The sequence below is a fragment of the Mediterraneibacter glycyrrhizinilyticus genome (assembly GCF_015560805.1).
GTDB classification, from domain to species: Bacteria; Bacillota; Clostridia; order Lachnospirales; family Lachnospiraceae; genus Schaedlerella; species Schaedlerella glycyrrhizinilytica_A.
In genome coordinates this window covers 1-20313 of sequence record NZ_JADMSO010000005.1, presented here as the reverse complement: position 1 = coordinate 20313, position 20313 = coordinate 1, and the positions used below count along the sequence as shown (strand labels likewise).

Genomic DNA, 20313 nt, shown 5'->3' with positions numbered 1-20313 from the left:
GGATTTTGTTCGTATGATACGTTCTACATTTGCCGGTTTTACAACTGCACAATTGGCCATGTCTGCCAGTCAGCGTGCGCTGGATGTTTCCGGTCAGAATATTGCCAATATCAATACCCGCGGTTATTCCAAACAGCGTTTGGAGATCAGCAGTCTGAATAACAGCGGCGCAAGCTTTTATAGTTCAAAAAACGGCGCAAAAGTCGGATATGGTGTTGAAGTTACCGGGATTTCCCAGCTTAGGGATCCGTTTTTGGACATTCAGTACCGCAACCAGATGAGTAAACTCGGTACGACCGACGCACTGGCTGCAGGATATGAACAGCTTACCAGTATTTTTGACGAGGCAAGTCTGGACGGCGTCCGCGCCGCACTTCGCGATATTTCTTCCGCACTGCAGAAATATTCGGAAGAGCCGAACGCAAAAGAGATCGACACAACCGTTCGTTCTAATATGCAGATTCTTCTGAATCTTTTCCATGATAACGCAAAGCGGTTACAGGATATCACGGATGAGATGACAAATGGCTTCCAGTCCAATGATGTTGCCGACGTCAATCAGATGCTGGAAAATATCGCAGAGCTCAATAAAAACATTAAAAACAGTCAGGTGCTCGGAAATCCGGCTCTTGAACTTCAGGATCAGAGAAATGATCTTCTGGATCAGCTTGCAAGTTATCTCCCGATCTCTGTAAAATATGAATCCCGTGAGATCGCTCCCGGTCAGTTTCTGGAAGTTCCGAACGTTTACTATACCGGAACCGACGGACAGACTTTCACCTTGGTAAGCGATACAGACTGCGGATCTCTGAGCGCCGACATTTCCGGACATCCGGTCCGTCTCTCGATCACCGGCGCCAACGGAAGCGGCACTGCCGACATTACCGATACGATCCCGTCCGGTACGCTCAAGGGGACGTTAGATATCCTGAATGATTCCGGTGCCTTCGACAAGGGCGGTTCCTCTGTGAACGGACTCGGATATTATCAAACAGCTTTGGATTCCCTCGTCAAAACATTTGCAGAGACATTCAATGCTTTGAACGTACCTGTTAAGAAAGATCAGAATGGAAATTACATGGTCGATAAGAATGGCGATCCGATCCTTGAGGATGATCCGGCTAAGATGTGTCCACTATTTGAAAAGATTGACCCTAATGCCGATTTCAGTGCTTCCAACATCAAGATCGCAGACGGCTGGATGCGCGGCGATTATGGGATTACGATTTCCAAGAAAGTGGTAAACGGCGAGATCGGTTCTACCGATACAAGTAACATTCTAAATATGATCAATGCCTTAAAAGATCCGCAGAAATTTGAAAGCAACGGCGTGTCCTTTTTCACCGGCAGCTTTTATGACTGCTTTGCCAGTCTGGAAAATACACTGGCTATTGATTTAAAATCTGCCAACACTACATTGCAGAATCAGATTTCTGTATTAAACCAGACGGCAAGTACAAGAGACGGCGTTTCCGGCGTCCAGTTGGATGAAGAGGGTATGGATCTGATGCATTATAACCAGTCTTATACTGCCGCGGCCCGACTGATGACCACGCTGGATGAAGCGCTGGATACTTTGATCAATAAGACCGGCATTGTCGGAAGATAATAAGGAGGAATCAAAAAATCATGCGAATTACTACGAATGCTATCCTGCGTAATTATCGTTCCAATCTTGGAACTTCCATGGCGAATCTGAACACTGCCCGGAACAAAGTCATGACCGGACGTCAGTTTGTTTCTTCTGCGGAGAATCCCGGAAGTGCGCTTCGCGCCGCTACACTGGAACGAAAATATGTAAAGAATCTTGATTATATTTCTACGGCTCAGAATACACAATCCTTTTTGGATTCGCAGGAAGACGCCGCTATGCAGATCAGCGATCTTGCCCTGACTTTAAGCAAGCAATATGGTCTGGAAGCATTAAATGGCACCAATGCCGACGCCGAGACACGAAAAACATATGCGGACGCATGGAGAGGCACACAGGAAAGCCTGCTCCTGAGCCTGAATGCCTCCTATGAGGGACGTTATGCTTTTGGCGGAGCCGATGCGGCAACTCCGCCGTTTTCCCTGACGACGGATGCCAATGGCAAACAGATCCTGACTTATCGCGGCGTCAATGTAGACCCGGCCCCGAATGATCCGGATTATCAGAAAACAATGGATACTTTAAAGCAACTCTCGGAAGAAAGTGTGTATCTTGATCTGGGATTTGGTCTTACTGTCAATGACAAGACCGGCGAGATCGATCCGTCCAGCGCTTTTAATACAAGCCTGCCTGGTATCAATGTTGCCGGATATGGAAAAACAGCCGACGGCACAACAAAGAATATGGTTCTCCTTGCAGGTCAGATCGCCGATACCCTTGAAAAAGAACCTTTCGATCAGGCTGAATTTGAAAAGCTTCTGAACGCTTTTGATGACGGACGCAATAACGTTCTGGAACAAGTGACAACATTGGGAACAAAATCCCAATTCCTTACCGCAACAAAAGACCGGTTGGAGACCGATAAGCTGAATCTGGCAACACAATTAGACAATGTAGTTAATATCGACATGGCGGACGCGATCACTCAGTATTCCTGGGCTCAATACGCTTATAATGCCGCACTGAAAGTCGGAACCAGTATTTTGTCCCCATCCTTTATTGATTTTATGAAATAGTACATATACATTCATGTATATAAATCATTTATGACAAGGGGGTTCTGTATGGAACAATTACTCAAAATCACAACCATTCCTTTGGAATATCAATTAAAAATCCAGAATGCCCGTTTAGAATACTCCAACTCTACTGCCTCTTTGGATATGGACAGAACTCCTGGCGAATTTTCGATCAAGAGTCGTCCGGCAAAACTGAATCTGGACACTTATGAAGCCAGAAATTCTGTTGTACCAACCTTAAAACGCAGTATTTCACAGACTGCCCAAAAAGGATTGCAAGCGGCACAACAGGCAACCGCACAATATGCGCAGGAGGGACAACAATTGCTAAAACCTGGAGATGGAGGCGAACTGCTCGGGCAGATTTTCAGACAGCGGACACAAATGCCTACCGGAGAATTTCAGTTGGGATTTATCCCGTCTGCTCCTGTAAATATTACCTATCAGGAACCTGATCTGACATTAAACTATGAAATGGATAAATTAACATTCGATTTAAAAGTTGCACAGGGAGATTTCCAATTTATCCCCGGAAATATCGAAATGTCGATCACGCAGCATCCGGATGTGCGTATCGAATATGTCGGGGATCCGCTTTATGTCCCCCCAAGCGCCGCTCCAAATTACAAACCATTAGACGTAAGGGCTTAATGCCCTTACGTTTCTTTCTACGGAGGTATAAAGATGAAAATAAATGCAAAATATTTCGGTTCGCTGTCTTATGATCCAGAAGATCTTATCTACTTACCGGATGGATTGTTTGGATTTGAATCCTATAAGAATTTTCTTCCGCTCCCTTTCCACGAGACAACCGATTCTCTTCTTTCTTTCCAGAGCACAGATGATGAGACGCTTTCTTTCATTTTGATGAATCCTTTTCGCTTTTTCCCCGACTATTCCCCGGTGTTATCCGAAAAGGACAAAAAAGACTTGAATCTTACATGTGAGGACGATATTTCTTACTATGTGATCTGTGTGCTGAATGAATCTTTAACTGACTCTACGGTTAATCTGAAAGCTCCTTTGGCGGTAAACGTCCGGAACCGAACCGGAAAACAGATTATTCTGGACGAACCTGCTTACAGCTTTAAACACGCAATACCTGCAAACGGGAGGGAGTAAATACTATGCTTATATTACAACGTAAAAAAGGGCAATCATTGACTATCGGTAATGAAGTGACGATTACGATCTCCGAAATCAGTTCCGACTCCGTAAAACTTGCGATCAACGCCCCAAAGGACGTCCTCATTCTCCGGTCTGAGCTTGTGGAAGCCGCTGAAGAGAATAAAGCCGCCGCCAAAACCATTCCGTTACAAATACTCAGCCAATTATTAGACGATCCGAAAATCTAAGAAAAGATGGGACAAATACTCTCACAGAACATCAGATGCCAAATCACTTCTTTCCGGTTTTTACACATATAGATCGAGGGTATCGCTCAATCATCTAATTTGATGATTTTGCGACACCCTCTTTATCTGATTTGTTAGTATTACATAGGAGTATATACTCATTTTTGTAAATTGTGCACAATAACCGCTCACAAAATCTCGATCCCGTATAAATCTTCCAGCGAGATCTCTTTTCGCCTTTCTATCTCCGGAACATCGTTTCTCCGCTCGCTTTCCTCTTCCAGCAAAACGATCACCCGTCTGTATTCATCGATCCGCTTGATCTCTCCTCGTACTGTCCGGTATGTGCCTCCTGCTTTCTTTTCATCGGCTTCAAAATAAGTCAGTATCGCTTCCGGTTTCGTCGGGATCTGCGCCTGTAAAATCTGCAGCTTTTCCTGCAGACATGCCTGCATTTCTTCTGAAAGTTCTGCCTTTCGTTCCGTCTGCCTTGCTGTCTCTTTGACCGCATCATCGTATCCGGTAAGCGCTGCAAACGGCGAAAACTGTGCCGCCCGGTCTATGAGCGGCATATGTGGTCTCGTTTTCGACTGGTGATGCGGCAGTGAGATAATGTCATCATACCGATTTGTGATCTGCATCTTTTCCGCCATCTTATTTTTCCTCCCGATCTGCTGTCACATTTATGCTTTATGTCCCCCGATCTGTCGGTTTCTCTCTTTTCCCGTTGCCCCCTCCTGATAGCTCAATCCTTTTAAGATCGCGTTCTTTCCATATTTTTTCTTGATATCCAACATGGCTTCCTGTATCCTGCGTTCCCGTTCTCTGGCTGCTTTCTCTTCTTCCCGTTCCTGCTCCAACGCCTGATAATCTGTAAAAAGATCCATCTGCTCAAATTCCATTTTCTTCCCCGCCTGACTTTCATCTGTCACACGGTTTGCCGACAGATTGACGCGCCGGATCAACATCCCATCATCGACGATCCGGTCATACAAACGGGTGACAGCATCTACAAGCATTGCCGAAGAAGAAGTCTGCACATCCAGATTTTCCGTGCCATGCGCATGCTTCGGAATATCCCGCCCATAGCGGTCTCTCTTTATTTCTCCACGATAATGCTTCCGTCGTTCACTGTCCGTCAGATTTTCAATATCATATCCGACAGTCAGCACAAGCTGATCTGTGACAAGACATTTTTCCACCAGATCCAACGCCAAAGCATCCGCCATCTCCCGCACAACAACCCGCGCCTTTTCATAAGTATACGGACATTGAAAAACCTGCCCCGCGCCGAGACTGTTCGTGCTCGGTTTATAGGCTTTGATATCAGATATCCGGCAAGGCTCCCAGCCCCATGCGTGGTCGATCAGGAGCTCCGCATTGATGCCGAACATTTTATAAAGAAGCTCTTCATTGTAATATGCGTCGGGACCGCCCAGCGAACACCTCGCCACATCCCCCATCGTATAGAGTCCGACTTCTTCTAATTTCTTCGCATATCCCGTTCCGACTCTCCAGAAATCCGTCAGCGGCCGGTGCCCCCACAATAGCCGCCGATAGGACATCTCATCCAGAACGGCGACCCGCACACCGTTTTCATCCGGATCGATATGCTTTGCCACAATATCCATTGCTACCTTGCAGAGATACAGATTATTTCCGATTCCGGCTGTCGCAGTGATCCCGGTCGTATCATATACATCCTTGATCATTGCCCGCGCAAGTTCCTTGGCATTCATCTGATAGGTGTGGAGATAAGACGTTGCGTCGATCATCACTTCATCAATCGAATACACATGAATATCTTCCGGCGCGATATATTTCAGATAAACCTGATAAATCTGTGTGCTGATCTCCATATATTTCGCCATCCGCGGCGGAGCGACAAGATAATCCACCGCATACTCCGGTGAACTGCGAAGCACCGTGTCATCCGCCGATTTCCCCGCAAATGTTCCTCCCGGCGCTTCCCTTTTGCGCTTCGCATTTACCAGATTCACTTTTTGGATCACTTCAAACAGACGTGCCCGCCCCGGGATCCCGTAAGATTTCAATGCCGGAGACACGGCAAGACAGATCGTCTTTTCCGTCCGGCTTTTGTCCGCCACAACGAGATTGGTCGTCATCGGATTTAAGCCCCGCTCGATACACTCGACCGAGGCATAAAAAGATTTAAGATCAATGGCGATATAGCATTTATTTTGACAGCTTAATAAACTTATATTTTCCCTTTCCGAATCCCTTAACATCTTCAATTAAGCCCCCATTCTTCAAATTATTTAAAAGATTACCAGCAGCAGTAATTGAAATATTCATCATTTGCATAATCTCCCTCCGTCCAAAAATCCTTTCCATTCCCATTTCTGTAAACAACATTTTCGCTTTTACCTTTGTTCTCTTAGTAACTTTTAACTCATCGATAGCCTTTTGAATTAAAAGCTTTTCTCTGTCAATTAACATCTTCTCATTATCAAATGCAACCTTTTCAGAATCAATTAACACCTCAGCAATCGGTACATGATAATTTAAATTATAGAGAGTAACAAAAAAAGCGCTGGCTGTCGATTGAAACAATGGTTCAACTTCACTGCGGTAATTTACAGCACGGTGATAATCCTCTTTAATTTTTTTGAAACCACTGCCACGTCTCTCCATAAAATGCATGCGGCTGAAAATATCTGCGATTACAGGATTGCGGCGCTTAGATACTACATGATCAGTATCGAGGTTCTGCACAATGGATCCATCCGGCATTCCTCCCGGAGAATAGATCTCCATCCTATCATCAAAAATATCCATATGCACTTCACTTCCAACTTCCATATAATCACGATGAATCAGTGCATTTACTAAAGCCTCATGCACAGCCTGTTCTGGATATTCCGGCATTTCCACTCTTCCTGTTCCAGTCTTCTTCCAACGTTTTTTGGAATTGTTTTTGACAAATTCCATACCATTTTGCAATAATGACACAAGAGATCCGCTATATTCTTTGTCATCTAATGCCTCCATTACTCCAGACACTTTATCTAATCCATACCATCGAGTACAAAATAAACGGGAATGTTTCAACGGTGATTCATCTGCCAATAACACACCTGCATTTGTCAATTTTCCATTTTCAGCTGCTAATTCAAAAGAGATAAAATATGAATCCGATAATTCCATTCCTGTTCTATTACGATAAACAGAACTTAACTTTGTAAAGGAGAACTCTTGAAATCTGTAAGACGACACAATACTGTCATATGTCATATTGGTTCCACGAAGAACCAATCTTTTCAAAGCAATCGCATCTGCCGGAGCACTTTCATTTCCAACATGTACATAAGCAATATGATTTCCGTCAGCAGCATAATAATACGGTGTTTCCTGACCAGGCAAAACCCTCAAAATAATAAAAGCTTTCCCATCCTCTATATGATTATCTAAAACCACTTGTGGAATTGGATCCATTTTTGTTTTTATAATTTCACTAATTTTTTCAGATGTATCCTGTACATTTTGAAGTCCTATGAGCCTCTCATCATTCGATACGCCAAAAATCAACGCACCTCATACTCCACTCTCACCGGGCTCTCTCCCATCAGTTCCACACTCCTTGGATCGGCCTGAGAAAATCCGACAAAAATTTCATACTTCCCACTGTCCGTGAACCGTCTTCCCGATTCATTTACAACGGTGAATGCCGACTTACTCACAGGGATTCTCATATCCCTCTTCGCCCCTTTTTCTACAAAGATCCGTTCAAATCCAGCCAGATGCGGATGCGGCGTTTCATACTCCGACTTCGTATCGCGAACATAAATCTGCAAGACTTCCTGACTGTCCATATTTCCGCAGTTCTCAACCTCGGCACAGACAAGCACTTCCGCTTTCAAATCTTCGCTTTCCGATTCCCCATTTTCCATCTCTCTGTCTGCCGTTTCCAGCCATACATTCCGTATCTTCATTTTCGTATACGTCAATCCGTAGCCAAACGGATACTGTGCATTCTGCTCCAGATACCGATATGTCCTGCCTTTCATCGAGTAATCTTCAAAGGCCGGAAGTTCTTCCAACGATTCATAAAATGTGATCGGAAGTTTTCCGGACGGGGAGTATTTGCCGAACAGAATGTCTGCTGCCGCCGCGCCGCCGTACGCCCCCGGATACCACAGATCCACGATCGCATCAAAATGTTCCTCGGCAAAAGAAAGATCGATGTCGCTGCCTGCCATCAAACAGAGAACGGTCGGTTTCTTTTCCATTGCCACTGCTTCCATCAACATACGCTGGGATTTTGGAAGCCGGAGATCCACCTTATCACCAGAAGCGTAGCTGTTTCCGGTATCTCCCTCTTCTCCCTCCAATGTCTCATCCAGTCCCAGACACAGAATCACAACGTCGCTTTCCCGCGCCACGATCCTTGCCTCAGACAATCGATCCTGTTCTCTTGCCAGATTTTCCGTTTTATTTTCATACAAATGGCATCCGTCCGAATATAGGATACGAACTTCATCCCCAACCGATCTGCGCACTCCCTCAAGCACAGTAATATATTCCGAGGATGTGCCGTGATAATTTCCGATCAGCGCCTTTCGGCTGTCCGCATTCGGACCGATGATACCGATCGTTTTTAGTTTCTCCCTGTCAAGCGGAAGTATGCCGTTATTTTTCAAAAGTACAATAGACTCTCTTGCCGCCCGTTCTGAAAGATCGCGATGTTCTTTACACTCCACAACCGTATAGGGAACGGAATCATACTCGCTTCCGTCAAACATCCCAAGCAGGAATCTTGTTGTAAACAGCCGTACCGCCGCTTCCGTGATCTGCGCTTCCGTCACAAGTCCCTCCTGACAGGCATGCACCAAATGCAGATACGTCACGCCGCAGTTCAGATCACATCCGGCTTCCATCGCCAGTGCCGCCGACTGGACCGGAGTTCCCGTTACCAGATGATTTTCATGGAAATCTTTGATCGCCCAGCAGTCCGATACAACATGCCCGTCAAATCCCCATTCTTCCCGCAGGATTTTTTTCAGCAGTGTCTTACTTCCGCAGCACGGTTCCCCGTTCACGCAATTGTACGCGCCCATCACCGCCTCCACATGTCCCTCCTGCACGCATGCCTGAAATGCCGGAAGATACGTCTCCCGCAGATCTTTTTCAGAAACTTCCGCGTCAAATTCATGACGCAGTGCTTCCGGTCCCGAATGCACCGCGAAATGTTTCGCGCACGCAGCCGCTTTCATCGTCTCGCCGTCTCCCTGCAGACCACGGATATAAGAAACGCCGAGACGTGACGACAGATACGGATCTTCCCCGTATGTTTCATGTCCGCGCCCCCATCTCGGATCCCGGAAAATATTCACATTCGGCGCCCAGAATGTCAGCCCTTTATAAATATCCCGGTCATCCAGTTTCACCGCCGCATTATATTTTGCGCGTCCCTCCAGCGCGATCGCTTCCCCGATCTCTTCCAGCATTTCCCGGTCAAATGAGGCTGCCAGCCCGATCGCCTGCGGAAATACCGTTGCAGTGCCGCCTCTTGCAACGCCGTGAAGCGACTCGTTCCACCAATTATATGCCGGTATATGGAGCCTTGGGATCGCCGGTGCATCATAACGCAGCTGGCTCGCTTTCTCCATCAAAGTCATCTGATCCACCAATTCTTCCGCCTGTTTTCGTGCTCTTTTTCTCACATCTTTTCTGTCCATTTTTACCCTCCCTTTTTCGCCAAAACATTTTCCCGCCGTAATATCCAAATGGCTTATCGATCACTTCGTCCATCTCTTGTACAAGGTGGTCTCAATATTACAAGTATATCACATATGTCGGTTCAAAAAAAGAAAAGCACCACACTTCCGTTTCCGGTGTGTGATACTTCTCTTTTCCCACTGTGCGCCTCTTTTGCTCATATTATTTTGATTTATTTTTTACGCTCTTTCTCACCAAAATTACTGTCAGGCTTATGAGTGAAATAATTGCCGCCCCTGCCAACAGACCGATCGGCGTCCGGTCTCCGGTTTTCGGTGTCTTTACCGCAGATGATGCACTGTCTTGTTTCACCTGCTCCTGCTTCCGCACTTCATTCTTCTCCGTCTTACCTGCCTGTGATTCCTGTTTTGAAGTTCCATTCTGAGACGGCTGGTTCATCTGAGAATTGTTCGGTTTCTCTGCCTGCGGTCTGCCCGGCATCGGCTTCTCTTCTGATGGTTTATTCGGCTTCGGATTTTCTGCCGGTGGGTCATTCGGCTTCGGATTCTCTGCCGGATGATCATTCGGCTTCAGGTTCTCTGCCGGAGGGTCATTCGGTTTCGGGTTCTCTGCCGGAGGGTCATTTGGCTTCGTATTCTCCTGACCCGCGTCCTCTTTCTCTTTCACGGTTACCTCAATTCTCTTTTCCGTCATCGCGCCCTGTTTATCGGATACGACAAAAATCGCAAAATACTCCCCCACCGTTGTTCGGTCAACATTCTGTTCTTTGATATTCTTTTCCGTCATCGGGATCGTCCCCTCTTCCGCGTCTTCTGCCGTGACTCCCTCTAATGGATCAAACGCATCTCCCACCGTCAGCACCCGGTTACCTGCCTTGATAGTCGGCGCCTGATTGATCGTGGCAGCTTTCGTTGTAAATACCCATTTTCCACGGAACGTAACATCATCCACATGCACCATATACGGCGTGACATCATACCCTTTAAATACCCATGTGCCATCCGCCACTGCCACTTCTGTCGAATTCGGCAGGATCGCATGAACAACGTCGCCGTTTTGATATTCCGTGTCATCTTCCGGAAGCGTCTCTACCACCTCCTGTGGCAGATTTTTCCCTTTTGTCATACTTTCAAATTCATAGAATGCATAATAGACTTCATCCGGATCTGTCGTCCCCTCCTTGACCGCTTCCACTCTGATTTCTGCATCTGCGTCAATTTTGAAGTTCAGATCTGTGATCACCGCGCCTTTATATTTGAACACCGGTTTATATCCCTGACCTGCCGTCAGTTCGTTTCCGACACGCGGAAAGCTGATGCCCTGTTCTGCCAGCGTCTTATCCTTGGCAACCTGAAATTCGCCGGTATAAGATCCAACAAATCCCATATTTAACACATCTGTTTGTATAAATCTAAGCGTCACATTTTGAGCCGCATCCGGCTGACCTGCCGCATTCACCCTGTACACCTCGGAATACACCGCAAATGTTCCGCTATGCTCATTCTCCCGCACCCAATACGAATCTATGATCCCATCATTGGTTACGACGGAGAAGTCATTTCCATTCACTCTGATCGCCGGCTGTGTATTTTCTAAAAACATATAACCGTCCGCAGTTTCCAAGCCCTGAATATCAAATCTGAGCCGGTACTCCCCCTCCGTAAATACCCGGTCATTCGACGCGTATCCCCAGGAACCGTCTTTCTGTTTTTTCCTCCAGCTAAAAAAAACATCCTGCGCATGATCCACGCGCGTCTTTCCGTCTTTGGAAGAAACCGTAAAGTTCTCCGTTACGGGTTCTCCCAGTCGTGGGATTTTTAATTCCTGACTGGTAAATTCCAGAATAGAAATCCCCGTCTCGTTTGCGGTCGGCGGAACAAGCTCCTGTGCATTCACAGTCAGCGCCGTCGGCTGTGCCACTGACGATAAACCGATCAGAGCCGCCGCAAAAAGACCTAAAATATGTCTTTTTTTCATCCTGTTTGATCCTTTCCTTTTTCTTTCTCTTCCCTGCCGGGTCTGTTTCAAATTTACTATACTATAAAGAATTCCGGCAAAATATACTCCGATATCAAACAGCATGTCTGGTACAAATATTTCTTTATTTATACAATGCAAATATTGTTCCCGCCTCTTGACACATTTCCGCATATGTGCTATTTTGATGTCAGGCAAATAAAAGGGAGTAGCCGAACACCTTACGGTGGATTTGAAATCGTCACCCGGTATCGAGAGATACCCGTATCAAATGAGATGTGCAAGACTTTTATTGTGGCAGATGTGTCATGGATAGGAGTCTTTTTTTATATTCTTTTCTGACAGCACAAATACTTCTCACATCTGCTGCAGGAACAGCTTGCCGCAGCAAACAGAAAGGAGTTATTTATGTGTAAAGAGAATGAGAAAGAAACAGTAGTAGAGATCAACGAGGCGATCATCGCCGGGAAGCGCGCGCTTTCCGCGCTCAAAGAGGCAAGGCAAAGTTTAAAATGCGCTTCGGACTGGGGGATTGCCGATCTGGTCGGCGGAGGATTTTTTATCAATATGATCAAACATTCCAAACTGGAGGACGCCTCCCAAAAACTGGAATCCGCCAAACAGCACATACAGGTTTTCCAGCAGGAACTCAGCGACGTGGTGCTCCCATATGAAATCCATATCCGCGTCGACGGTTTCCTGACATTCGCCGATTTCTTCTTTGACGGACTCATCGCCGACTGGCTCGTGCAGTCCAGATTAAAAGAGGCAAGAGAAGAGATCGACAATGCCATTTATTATGTATCTACAACGATCACGGATTTGCAAAATTATGAAAAACAGTATATGCTTGAGAAAGGAGCGTATTGATCATGGGATGTCTCGGAAATGTGTTATGGTTTATCTGCGGCGGATTTTTAAGCGGTCTCAGCTGGTGCTTAAGCGGCTGTCTCTGGTGCATCACGATCGTTGGGATTCCGATCGGAATGCAGTGTTTCAAATTTGCCGCGCTCAGCTTCTTTCCATTTGGAAAAGAAGTGACCTACGGCGGAGGAGCGGGATCTCTTTTATTAAATATTTTATGGATGATCATCTCCGGAATTCCGCTGGCTCTGGAATCCGCCCTGTTCGGCATACTGATGTGCATTACGATCGTCGGAATACCATTTGGTCTGCAGCATTTTAAGATTGCCAAACTGGCACTGATGCCGTTCGGTGCAGAAGTCTACTGACAGCAGCCCATTTCAAAGTGTACGCCCTGTTCTTTCCGGGCGTACACTTTTTGTTTCTTTGCAGCCTGCTCTATATGATTTTCAACTTTTTATCTGAGGAGGGATTTTTTATGGAACATTCACTTGCCACAGAGCTGACCCGTCAGCTCATCCAAATCGAAAGCACCGATCCGGGAACTTATGAGCTGACGATCAAAGACTGGATCTGTAGCTGGCTGATCTCGGCTTTACACGCTGATGTCCGCCTTTATCAGGACGAAGTGCTTCCCAACCGATTCAATCTGATGGCAGAACTTCCGGGAACGGATCCGGGTCTTCCGGCTCTTGTCTGGATCTGCCATATGGATACGGTCGTTGTCGGAAACGGCTGGACTGTTCCACCTTTTTCTGCTTTGGAACGTGACGGCAAAATTTACGGCAGAGGAGCTTGTGATATGAAATCCGGTCTTGCCTGCTGTCTGTCTGCTTTTTCTTATGCAGCACAAAAATCAATAAGCACCCCGCCGCGGCGCACATTAAAACTGATCTGTACCGTAGACGAAGAAGATTTTATGCGCGGAAGCGAACGCTGTATCCAATCCGGCTGGGTCACAAAAGAAGACTGGATTCTGGATGCCGAACCAACCAACGGGCAGATCCAGGTTGCCCACAAAGGACGGACCTGGTACGAGATCACAGTCACCGGGCACACGGCTCATGCCAGTACGCCATGGAAAGGGGCAGACGCCGTTGCCGCCATGGCGGAGATCATTCATGAGATCCGTACCGCGATCCAAAACGCGCCGACACATCCGGATCTCGGTCAGTCTACGGTCACATTTGGACAGATTGAGGGCGGTTATCGCCCGTATGTCGTTCCGGATCAATGCAAGTTGTGGATCGATATGCGCCTTGTTCCGCCACTTTGTACCGAACAGACCAACCGGATCGTCCAACAGGCGATCGAAAACGCACAAACCACTGTACCCGGAATCCATGCTTCCTACAAGATCACCGGAAACCGCCCCTATGTGGAAAAAGACGAACATTCTCCATTATTAAGACATTTGCATAAAATCTGCTGCCGGACGACCGGCGTCGAAACGATCGTGAGCTGCTTTCCGGGCTATACCGACACCGCGGTCATCGCCGGAACTCTGCACAACACAAACTGCATGTCCTACGGTCCCGGCAATCTCGAATGTGCGCACCAGCCGGACGAATGGGTCGCAATCGAAGACATTCTGCGCTGTGAAACGGTATACAAACGGCTGGCAGATCTTATCTTTTGAAACGCCGGAACAGCACACTGATTTAGAAGCAGATCATAAAAAAAAGTTCAGCCGGACAGACTGGCACACATCGCCACTGTCCTTTGCTGAACTTTTTCTTTCTATACTGATTTTTCTCTGTAAGTGCTCTACGCAACTATGATCTGATAAGCTTTTACAAATTTTTCTCCGGCTTCCAACTGTGTGATCCCCGGTTTCTCGGAAATATCTCCCTCGAACCCTACGTTATCACAACGTCCGACCCACGGCTCCAGACATACGAACGGAGCATCCTTTACGGACCAGATCCCGAAATTCGGAAATCCTTTACACCGAAGTCCCACATATGGAGTTCTGTCTTTTCGGCACAGCCATACTTCTTCCAGCTGCCCGTCAAAGATCAACGCATCTTTCTCAAACATTTCCTCAGATACCGGATACATTTCCTGCTCTAATTCCAACGGATAACTCTGATCCGGCACACCGGTTCCGCTTGCCGGATCCACGAGAATATAATTCAATTCCGTTTTGCCCGGAAATTTCAGAAAATAATCTTCTTTTTTTTCGCCTGCTTCGGCAAACCGAAATGCCGGATGCCCGCCGATCGTAAAATACATCGTCTCTGCCGTCCGGTTCTTGACTTGCCACTCGACTTCCAGCTCTTTCCCACGCAATTGATAACTGATATGAAGTTCAAAATCATACGGATAGACTTCTTTCATTTCTTCGTTGGACAGGATCATAAACGAAGCATTGTCCTTGGATGATTTGATGCATATAAACATCGTATCTCTTGCAAATCCATGCTGACTTGTCGGATACTGGATTCCTCCAATCCGTACGGTATTTCGATAGGTTTTTCCTACGTTCGGAAACAACACCGGAGAGTGACGTTTCCAATACTTCGGATCTCCCTCCCACAAAATATCACGCTGATTTTCTTTGTCATAAATACGGATAACTTCCGCACCCATCTCCGAAATCTCCGCATACAAAAACTCATTTTCCAGTTTCATGGCTTTTCCTCCCCTGTGACGATTTATCCTCATATTATTTTTCAGAATCGCTCGGCTCTACCTGCACGCAGTTGTCCGCCAGATATTCTACTACTTTCTGCTGTAATACCGCGCTTTTGACCACATCTTCTCCGACTTCTTTTTTAAAGCTTTCCACGTCCTCGTAATTAGACTGTTTTGCATAAGTCTCTGCCATCTCTTCGTATTCTTTATCCGACGGTTCCAGATTCTTTTTCTCTGCTAAAAGTTTGCATGCAAGATCACGTTTCACTGCAGTCTCTGCCACTTCCTGCGCCTGTTCTTTGAACTGCTCTTCCGTCATGTTCATATAACCGGATAAAAATTCCGCAAACTCTACACCATAAGCTTCCGCCATTTTCTGATAAGTTCCCTCGATGCTCTTATACTGCTCGTCCACCTGATCCTGCGGAAGTTTCTTTACCTCAGTCTGCTCTAAAAATGCCTCCATAACCGCCTGCTGGAGCTGTCCGTCAGCACTTGCCTGGATATTTTTCTCCATTTTCTCACGGATCTCTTTTTTGAACTCTTCCACGGTTTTCGATTCTTCGCTCATCGTCTGTACCCACTCATCCGTAAGCTCCGGCGTCTTCACTTCATAAATCTTATTCAGTTTGATCTCAAAATCCGCCACCTTATCTGAAAAATCTGCATTCTGATAATCAGATGGGAACTGTACCGTGATCGTAAATGTCTCTCCCGGATTGTGTCCTACGATCTGCTCTTCAAATCCTTTATATGAATCCGTTGCCCCGATAAAAGAACCTGATCCCAGTTCCAACATTGCCCCGGTATCGCTTCCGCCGTCAAATGCCGTTCCGTCCATCGTACCTGTATAGTCAATATCAACCGTATCGCCAAGTTCCGCCGCCCTATCGGCGATCTCTGTCTTTGTCTGATCCGCTGTGAGATAACTGTTGATCGTGTTCTCTACCATCTCATCGGTAACTTCTGTCTTTTCTACTTTCGATACTTCCAATCCTTTATACTGATTGATCGTCACATAGTCATTGGATAATTTTCCGCTGCATCCCGTCAGGGACACTGCCATGATCATTCCAATTCCTGCTGCAATCCATTTCTTTCTCATTTCTTTTTCTCCTATTCTTTCCTGTCTTTCTTTTCCTGAAACTGCCCGCTTTGCCGCAGCCTCGCTAAATGCTTCGCATTTTCCTCGGCTCGCTTCGCTCGCCGAATCGCCACTATCAGAACAGCTCTCTGGCAAGCAAGCTTGCCGAATTGCTGTTCTGATAGTGGCAGCTCGGCTCTGCCCTTTCCGCACATTATACCTTATATAACTGTGGAAAAAAAGGGATTGGGGAAAATTCACGGTTATTTCATAAAATTTCAAAAATAATGATTTTCCGTTACAGCAGCGGGGAGAGTAATCGTGAAAACTGTTCTTTGGCTTTGATCACAAGTCCTCGTTGATCGTACACTTTCCGGGTCACATGTGTACATTTCGTCATATCATTTTCAAAAGCACGCTCCAGCCGCTGTACGGTCCGTTCGCTGTAAATGACCGCATTTACCTCAAAGTTCAATCCAAAACTTCTGATATCCATATTAGCAGTTCCGACACACGCCACCATTCCGTCTACGCTCAATGTCTTCGCATGCAGAAATCCATTGTCATAAACATAACACTTCGCACCTGCCTCGACCATTTCTCCGATATAAGAATATGTCGCCCAATAAACAAATGGGTGATCGGGTTTGCAAGGCACCATGATCCGCACATCAATTCCCGAGCGGCTCGCGATTTTCAGCGCATCCAAAATCGAATCATCCGGAATAAAATACGGCGTCTGTATGTACACATGATGTTTTGCACTGTGTATCAAATGCAGATAGTTATCATGGATCATCTTGATCTGTGAGTCCGGTCCACTGGAAATGATCTGTACCGGATCATGCCCGTTCCGTACATAGTGGGGTATTTCAAACAGCTGGTCGTCCAAAAACAGATTTTCTTTTGCCGCATAATTCCAGTCCAATACGAACCGCACCGCCAAAGATGTGACCGCCGCCCCCTCTATGCAAAGATGTGTATCGCGCCAATATCCGAATTTCTCATCCAATCCGATATATTCGCGCCCGACATTAAACCCTCCGACAAATCCGATTCTGCCGTCGATCACTACGATTTTACGATGATTCCGATAATTGATACGCAGCTGAAGATTTCCAAGCAGCGCCGGAAAGAATTCCGCGACCTCGATTCCTGCCCTTTCCAGACGCTCCCAATCCCGGTTCTTCATCGTACGGCATCCCATACTGTCAAATAAAATACGGACCGCAACGCCCTCCTTGACTTTCCGTTTCAGCACCGGTTCGATCGCCTGCCAAAGTTCATCGTTTTTGATAATGTAATACTGCATATGAATGTAACGTTTCGCCTGCTCCATTTCCGTAAGAAGAGCCTGAAATTTCTCGCGCCCGTCCTTATAAATCCGGACGTCGTTATTGTCCGTCAGGACTGCCTGTCCGGCTTCCAGATTGTAAAGGATCAGATCTTTAAATCTTGCCATCTCAGGATTCGCCAGCCGCAGCCGCTTCCGATATATATTTTCCTCCTGCCTGCGGACCGCATACTTAAGATCGCCCTCGATTTCTTTCGCCTTGAACATCCTGCTTTTATGGAAATCCTGTCCGATCACCAGATATAAAATAAATCCTAAAATCGGAATAAAATACAAAAGCAGAAGCCATGTCCAGACGGTCTGCGGGGATCTTCTCTGAAAGAAAATGATCGCCAACGCAAGTATAATATTGATCACAACCAGATTGTTCATCAAGAAATCATAAATTTCTACAAGTGTATTCCAAATCGTTTCCGCCATATAACTTCCTTTCTCTCTCATGTGACATTCCGACAGTTTTTGCCGGATCCATTGTAGATATAGTATACTCGGTTTCATTCGGAAAAGTAACCCTAAAATCTCAAATCTCTTGCACTTCCCCAAAAACAATGATACAATACTAGAAGCTTAATTGCGGAATTTAGAGGATTTTAGGAGGATTTACCGTGAGTACTGGAACAATTGTATTAATTGTCGTCCTGATCATCCTGATTGCAGCGCTTGTCGCGCTTTATTTTTTCGGGAAGAAGACGGAAAAGAAACAGGCTGAGCAGAAAGCACAGATGGATGCGATGGCTCAGACGATGAACATGCTGATCATTGATAAGAAGCGTATGAAATTAAAAGAAGCTGGTCTTCCATCTGTTGTTGTCGAGAACACACCGAAGTATCTGCGCAGAACGAAAGTCGCAGTTGTCAAAGCCAAAGTCGGACCAAAGATCATGACACTGATGTGCGACGAAAAAGTATTCCCGCTGATCCCGGTCAAAAAAGAAGTAAAGGCTGTCGTAAGCGGCATTTACATAACCGGAGTCAAAGGTGTGCGCGGACCGCTCGAGACACCTCAGAAAAAGAAAGGTTTCTTTGCAAGATTCAAAAAGGAAAAAGAGAACAAAGAAAAATAAGAAATCTCTATTCTAACATAAGCGTCAATGTACAATAGGAAATACGCCTTGTACATTGACGCTTATCTTAGTTCTTGAGCAAAATACAATTTTTTTTGTATTCAATTATGCCATCTTTCCGCATTTTAGAAAGCTCGTTGCACATACTACTGCGATCAACATTCAAATAATCTGCTAGCTGCTGACGATTATATGGGATCCGAAAAGATTTGCTTCCAGCATGTTTTGCACATTCCGAAAAATAAGACATCAATCGTCCCCGTATGGATTTGGAACCGGTATGCAAGATTTTTTGCGAAAGCTGCAGACTTTTGTAAGCACAGACTGTCAGTAAATTTCGCGCAAGATTTGTATGAAAAGGGCAGGCATTTGTGCAGGCAGTCAGGACACGGCCTACATTCATAAACAACACCGAGGTATCTTCCGCAGCAGACACTGTAACCAACATCGGCTGTCCCGGAATACAGGCATATACCTCGGCAAATACAGAGCCCGGCGCAACATTTCCTAAAATACTTGTATTCCCCCAGATATCGTTACAGGATATCATCGCCATACCGGACAACACAATCCCTATATTCTCTGTAATGCTCCCTTCTGAAAGAATTACTTCTCCTTTTTTATAATTGCGCTTTAAACTACTCAAACAGCTTAAAAGCGAGGCGATCTCCTCTTCTTTCAATCCACGGAATAGCTGCATATCAGATAATTTCATATTTCCTCCCTTTTCGTTGTTATGACAACGGACTTTCGTTTTTGATTGTAATATACTCTGTCAAGAAAGACAAGAGAAAAGATGAAGTGAAAATGATTCGGAAAATTATCCAAATAAACGAAGAAAAATGTAACGGATGCGGCGCTTGTGCCGCAGCCTGTCACGAGGGCGCGATCGGCATGGTAAACGGAAAAGCCAAACTTCTGCGAGATGATTATTGTGATGGTTTGGGAGATTGTCTTCCAACCTGTCCGACAGGTGCAATTTCCTTTGTAGAACGAGAAGCTGCCGCCTATGACGAGAAATCTGCACAGGAAAATATGAGAAAAAAAATGAGAAATGATCATGCTGCTGTTTCCCACACAGGCTGTCCCGGCAGTCAGATGTAGCATATTCAGCATTCACAGGAAATCCCCCGTTCTGCTCAGGCGCAGGCAGAATCCCGGTTGGAGCAATGGCCCTGTCAAATCAAGCTGGTACCGACCAATGCACCGTATTTTGACGGAGCAAAATTGTTGATTGCGGCTGACTGCAGCGCATATGCCTACGCCAGAATGCATGAAGATTTTATGCATGGAAAAATTACGATAATCGGTTGTCCAAAACTCGACAGCATAGATTACAGCGAAAAGCTGACCCAGATCATTCAAAACAACAATATTCAAAGTGTAACGGTTGTGCGCATGGAAGTTCCCTGCTGCGGCGGATTAGAATCGGCTGCCAAAAAAGCATTGCAGGCAAGCGGAAAATTCATTCCCTGGCAGATCGTTACCCTTTCGCTGGACGGTAAAATTTTGGAGTAAAATCTTAAAATACGAGAATGTGAAACTTTTTCTGTAAATAATGTTTTAGAAGGTCTTCTATGGTAAAATATTTTATCATAAGGAGGCCTT

18 protein-coding genes and 1 pseudogene are annotated in these 20313 nt (G+C 45.9%); 10 read left to right on the top strand and 9 right to left on the bottom strand.

Features of this window, described 5'->3' with window-relative positions:
- The first annotated feature begins 13 nt into the window (after positions 1 to 13).
- From flgK to I2H87_RS06350, 5 genes are read left to right on the top strand one after another with little or no spacing between them, the layout of a single operon-like run.
- Entirely contained in the window at positions 14 to 1609 is a 1596-nt protein-coding gene (gene flgK, locus I2H87_RS06370; RefSeq protein ID WP_054703322.1) for a flagellar hook-associated protein FlgK, read from the top strand.
- 20 nt (positions 1610 to 1629) lie between these two features.
- Positions 1630 to 2667, top strand: a complete 1038-nt coding sequence (locus I2H87_RS06365; protein WP_054703321.1) for a flagellin N-terminal helical domain-containing protein — start codon at positions 1630 to 1632, stop codon at positions 2665 to 2667.
- 48 nt (positions 2668 to 2715) lie between these two features.
- Complete coding sequence (locus tag I2H87_RS06360; RefSeq protein WP_117549775.1) at positions 2716 to 3321, top strand: DUF6470 family protein; 606 nt, start codon at positions 2716 to 2718, stop codon at positions 3319 to 3321.
- A 33-nt stretch (positions 3322 to 3354) separates the two neighbouring features.
- On the top strand, positions 3355 to 3792 hold the full coding sequence (fliW, locus tag I2H87_RS06355; protein ID WP_009266768.1) for a flagellar assembly protein FliW: 438 nt from the start codon (positions 3355 to 3357) through the stop codon (positions 3790 to 3792).
- A 5-nt stretch (positions 3793 to 3797) separates the two neighbouring features.
- Positions 3798 to 4025: a carbon storage regulator gene (locus I2H87_RS06350; RefSeq protein WP_009266769.1), complete on the top strand. Its 228-nt coding sequence runs from the start codon at positions 3798 to 3800 to the stop codon at positions 4023 to 4025.
- 188 nt (positions 4026 to 4213) lie between these two features.
- Here the strand turns inward: I2H87_RS06350 and I2H87_RS06345 are convergent, their stop codons facing one another.
- The 5 genes from I2H87_RS06345 to I2H87_RS06325 all read right to left on the bottom strand — a co-directional run bounded on the left by I2H87_RS06345 (position 4214) and on the right by I2H87_RS06325 (position 11702).
- Positions 4214 to 4678, bottom strand: coding sequence for a hypothetical protein (locus I2H87_RS06345; RefSeq protein WP_138376405.1), 465 nt, complete (start codon positions 4676 to 4678; stop codon positions 4214 to 4216).
- Positions 4679 to 4708: 30 nt separating this feature from the next.
- Positions 4709 to 6274: a Y-family DNA polymerase gene (locus tag I2H87_RS06340; protein ID WP_195609615.1), complete on the bottom strand. Its 1566-nt coding sequence runs from the start codon at positions 6272 to 6274 to the stop codon at positions 4709 to 4711.
- Positions 6222 to 7574, bottom strand: coding sequence for an ATP-binding protein (locus I2H87_RS06335; protein ID WP_207746050.1), 1353 nt, complete (start codon positions 7572 to 7574; stop codon positions 6222 to 6224). The genes I2H87_RS06340 and I2H87_RS06335 overlap by 53 nt, the downstream gene beginning before the upstream one ends.
- On the bottom strand, positions 7571 to 9724 hold the full coding sequence (locus tag I2H87_RS06330; protein WP_195609552.1) for a glycoside hydrolase family 3 C-terminal domain-containing protein: 2154 nt from the start codon (positions 9722 to 9724) through the stop codon (positions 7571 to 7573). Before I2H87_RS06330 ends, I2H87_RS06335 begins: the two co-directional genes overlap by 4 nt.
- Before the next feature lie 202 nt (positions 9725 to 9926).
- Entirely contained in the window at positions 9927 to 11702 is a 1776-nt protein-coding gene (locus I2H87_RS06325) for an SHIRT domain-containing protein (RefSeq protein ID WP_195609551.1), read from the bottom strand.
- A gap of 408 nt (positions 11703 to 12110) precedes the next feature.
- On the opposite strand from I2H87_RS06325, the gene I2H87_RS06320 reads away from it, so the two are divergent.
- The 3 genes from I2H87_RS06320 (at position 12111) to I2H87_RS06310 (ending at position 14205) form a co-directional block, all read left to right on the top strand.
- Positions 12111 to 12572: a hypothetical protein gene (locus I2H87_RS06320; RefSeq protein ID WP_022151850.1), complete on the top strand. Its 462-nt coding sequence runs from the start codon at positions 12111 to 12113 to the stop codon at positions 12570 to 12572.
- A gap of 2 nt (positions 12573 to 12574) precedes the next feature.
- Positions 12575 to 12934, top strand: a complete 360-nt coding sequence (locus I2H87_RS06315; protein WP_022151849.1) for a YccF domain-containing protein — start codon at positions 12575 to 12577, stop codon at positions 12932 to 12934.
- Positions 12935 to 13044: 110 nt separating this feature from the next.
- Positions 13045 to 14205 carry a M20 family metallopeptidase gene (locus I2H87_RS06310; RefSeq protein WP_195609550.1) on the top strand — a complete coding sequence of 387 codons (1161 nt, stop codon included), beginning with the start codon at positions 13045 to 13047 and terminating at the stop codon, positions 14203 to 14205.
- Between the two features lie 128 nt (positions 14206 to 14333).
- Here the strand turns inward: I2H87_RS06310 and I2H87_RS06305 are convergent, their stop codons facing one another.
- The 3 genes from I2H87_RS06305 to cls form a co-directional block, all read right to left on the bottom strand.
- Entirely contained in the window at positions 14334 to 15200 is an 867-nt protein-coding gene (locus I2H87_RS06305; RefSeq protein WP_117549794.1) for an aldose 1-epimerase family protein, read from the bottom strand.
- 34 nt (positions 15201 to 15234) lie between these two features.
- Positions 15235 to 16308 carry a trigger factor gene (gene tig / locus I2H87_RS06300; RefSeq protein WP_195609549.1) on the bottom strand — a complete coding sequence of 358 codons (1074 nt, stop codon included), beginning with the start codon at positions 16306 to 16308 and terminating at the stop codon, positions 15235 to 15237.
- A gap of 277 nt (positions 16309 to 16585) precedes the next feature.
- Entirely contained in the window at positions 16586 to 18061 is a 1476-nt protein-coding gene (cls, locus tag I2H87_RS06295) for a cardiolipin synthase (protein ID WP_195609548.1), read from the bottom strand.
- 185 nt (positions 18062 to 18246) lie between these two features.
- On the opposite strand from cls, the gene I2H87_RS06290 reads away from it, so the two are divergent.
- The gene (locus I2H87_RS06290) at positions 18247 to 18705 is read left to right on the top strand and encodes a hypothetical protein (protein ID WP_009266792.1); all 459 of its coding nucleotides are present in this window, start codon (positions 18247 to 18249) and stop codon (positions 18703 to 18705) included.
- A 67-nt stretch (positions 18706 to 18772) separates the two neighbouring features.
- On the opposite strand, the gene I2H87_RS06285 is transcribed toward I2H87_RS06290, so the two are convergent.
- Positions 18773 to 19420 (bottom strand): Crp/Fnr family transcriptional regulator, encoded by a 648-nt coding sequence (locus tag I2H87_RS06285; RefSeq protein WP_195609547.1) that lies wholly within the window; start codon positions 19418 to 19420, stop codon positions 18773 to 18775.
- Positions 19421 to 19512: 92 nt separating this feature from the next.
- On the opposite strand from I2H87_RS06285, the pseudogene I2H87_RS14085 reads away from it, so the two are divergent.
- A pseudogene (locus I2H87_RS14085) lies at positions 19513 to 20223 on the top strand (ATP-binding protein).
- Positions 20224 to 20313 lie beyond the last annotated feature (90 nt).

Bases quoted from the DNA above. Each gene is read 5' to 3' on its own strand.
- I2H87_RS06285 (WP_195609547.1), bottom strand. From the start codon at position 19,420: ATGAAATTATCTGATATGCAGCTATTCCGTGGATTGAAAGAAGAGGAG.
- I2H87_RS06340 (WP_195609615.1), bottom strand. From the start codon at position 6,274: ATGTTAAGGGATTCGGAAAGGGAAAATATAAGTTTATTAAGCTGTCAA.
- I2H87_RS06325 (WP_195609551.1), bottom strand. From the start codon at position 11,702: ATGAAAAAAAGACATATTTTAGGTCTTTTTGCGGCGGCTCTGATCGGT.
- I2H87_RS06310 (WP_195609550.1), top strand. From the start codon at position 13,045: ATGGAACATTCACTTGCCACAGAGCTGACCCGTCAGCTCATCCAAATC.
- flgK (WP_054703322.1), top strand. From the start codon at position 14: ATGATACGTTCTACATTTGCCGGTTTTACAACTGCACAATTGGCCATG.
- tig (WP_195609549.1), bottom strand. From the start codon at position 16,308: ATGAGAAAGAAATGGATTGCAGCAGGAATTGGAATGATCATGGCAGTG.
- I2H87_RS06365 (WP_054703321.1), top strand. From the start codon at position 1,630: ATGCGAATTACTACGAATGCTATCCTGCGTAATTATCGTTCCAATCTT.
- fliW (WP_009266768.1), top strand. From the start codon at position 3,355: ATGAAAATAAATGCAAAATATTTCGGTTCGCTGTCTTATGATCCAGAA.
- I2H87_RS06330 (WP_195609552.1), bottom strand. From the start codon at position 9,724: ATGGACAGAAAAGATGTGAGAAAAAGAGCACGAAAACAGGCGGAAGAA.
- I2H87_RS06360 (WP_117549775.1), top strand. From the start codon at position 2,716: ATGGAACAATTACTCAAAATCACAACCATTCCTTTGGAATATCAATTA.
- I2H87_RS06350 (WP_009266769.1), top strand. From the start codon at position 3,798: ATGCTTATATTACAACGTAAAAAAGGGCAATCATTGACTATCGGTAAT.
- I2H87_RS06305 (WP_117549794.1), bottom strand. From the start codon at position 15,200: ATGAAACTGGAAAATGAGTTTTTGTATGCGGAGATTTCGGAGATGGGT.
- I2H87_RS06315 (WP_022151849.1), top strand. From the start codon at position 12,575: ATGGGATGTCTCGGAAATGTGTTATGGTTTATCTGCGGCGGATTTTTA.
- I2H87_RS06345 (WP_138376405.1), bottom strand. From the start codon at position 4,678: ATGGCGGAAAAGATGCAGATCACAAATCGGTATGATGACATTATCTCA.
- I2H87_RS06320 (WP_022151850.1), top strand. From the start codon at position 12,111: ATGTGTAAAGAGAATGAGAAAGAAACAGTAGTAGAGATCAACGAGGCG.
- cls (WP_195609548.1), bottom strand. From the start codon at position 18,061: ATGGCGGAAACGATTTGGAATACACTTGTAGAAATTTATGATTTCTTG.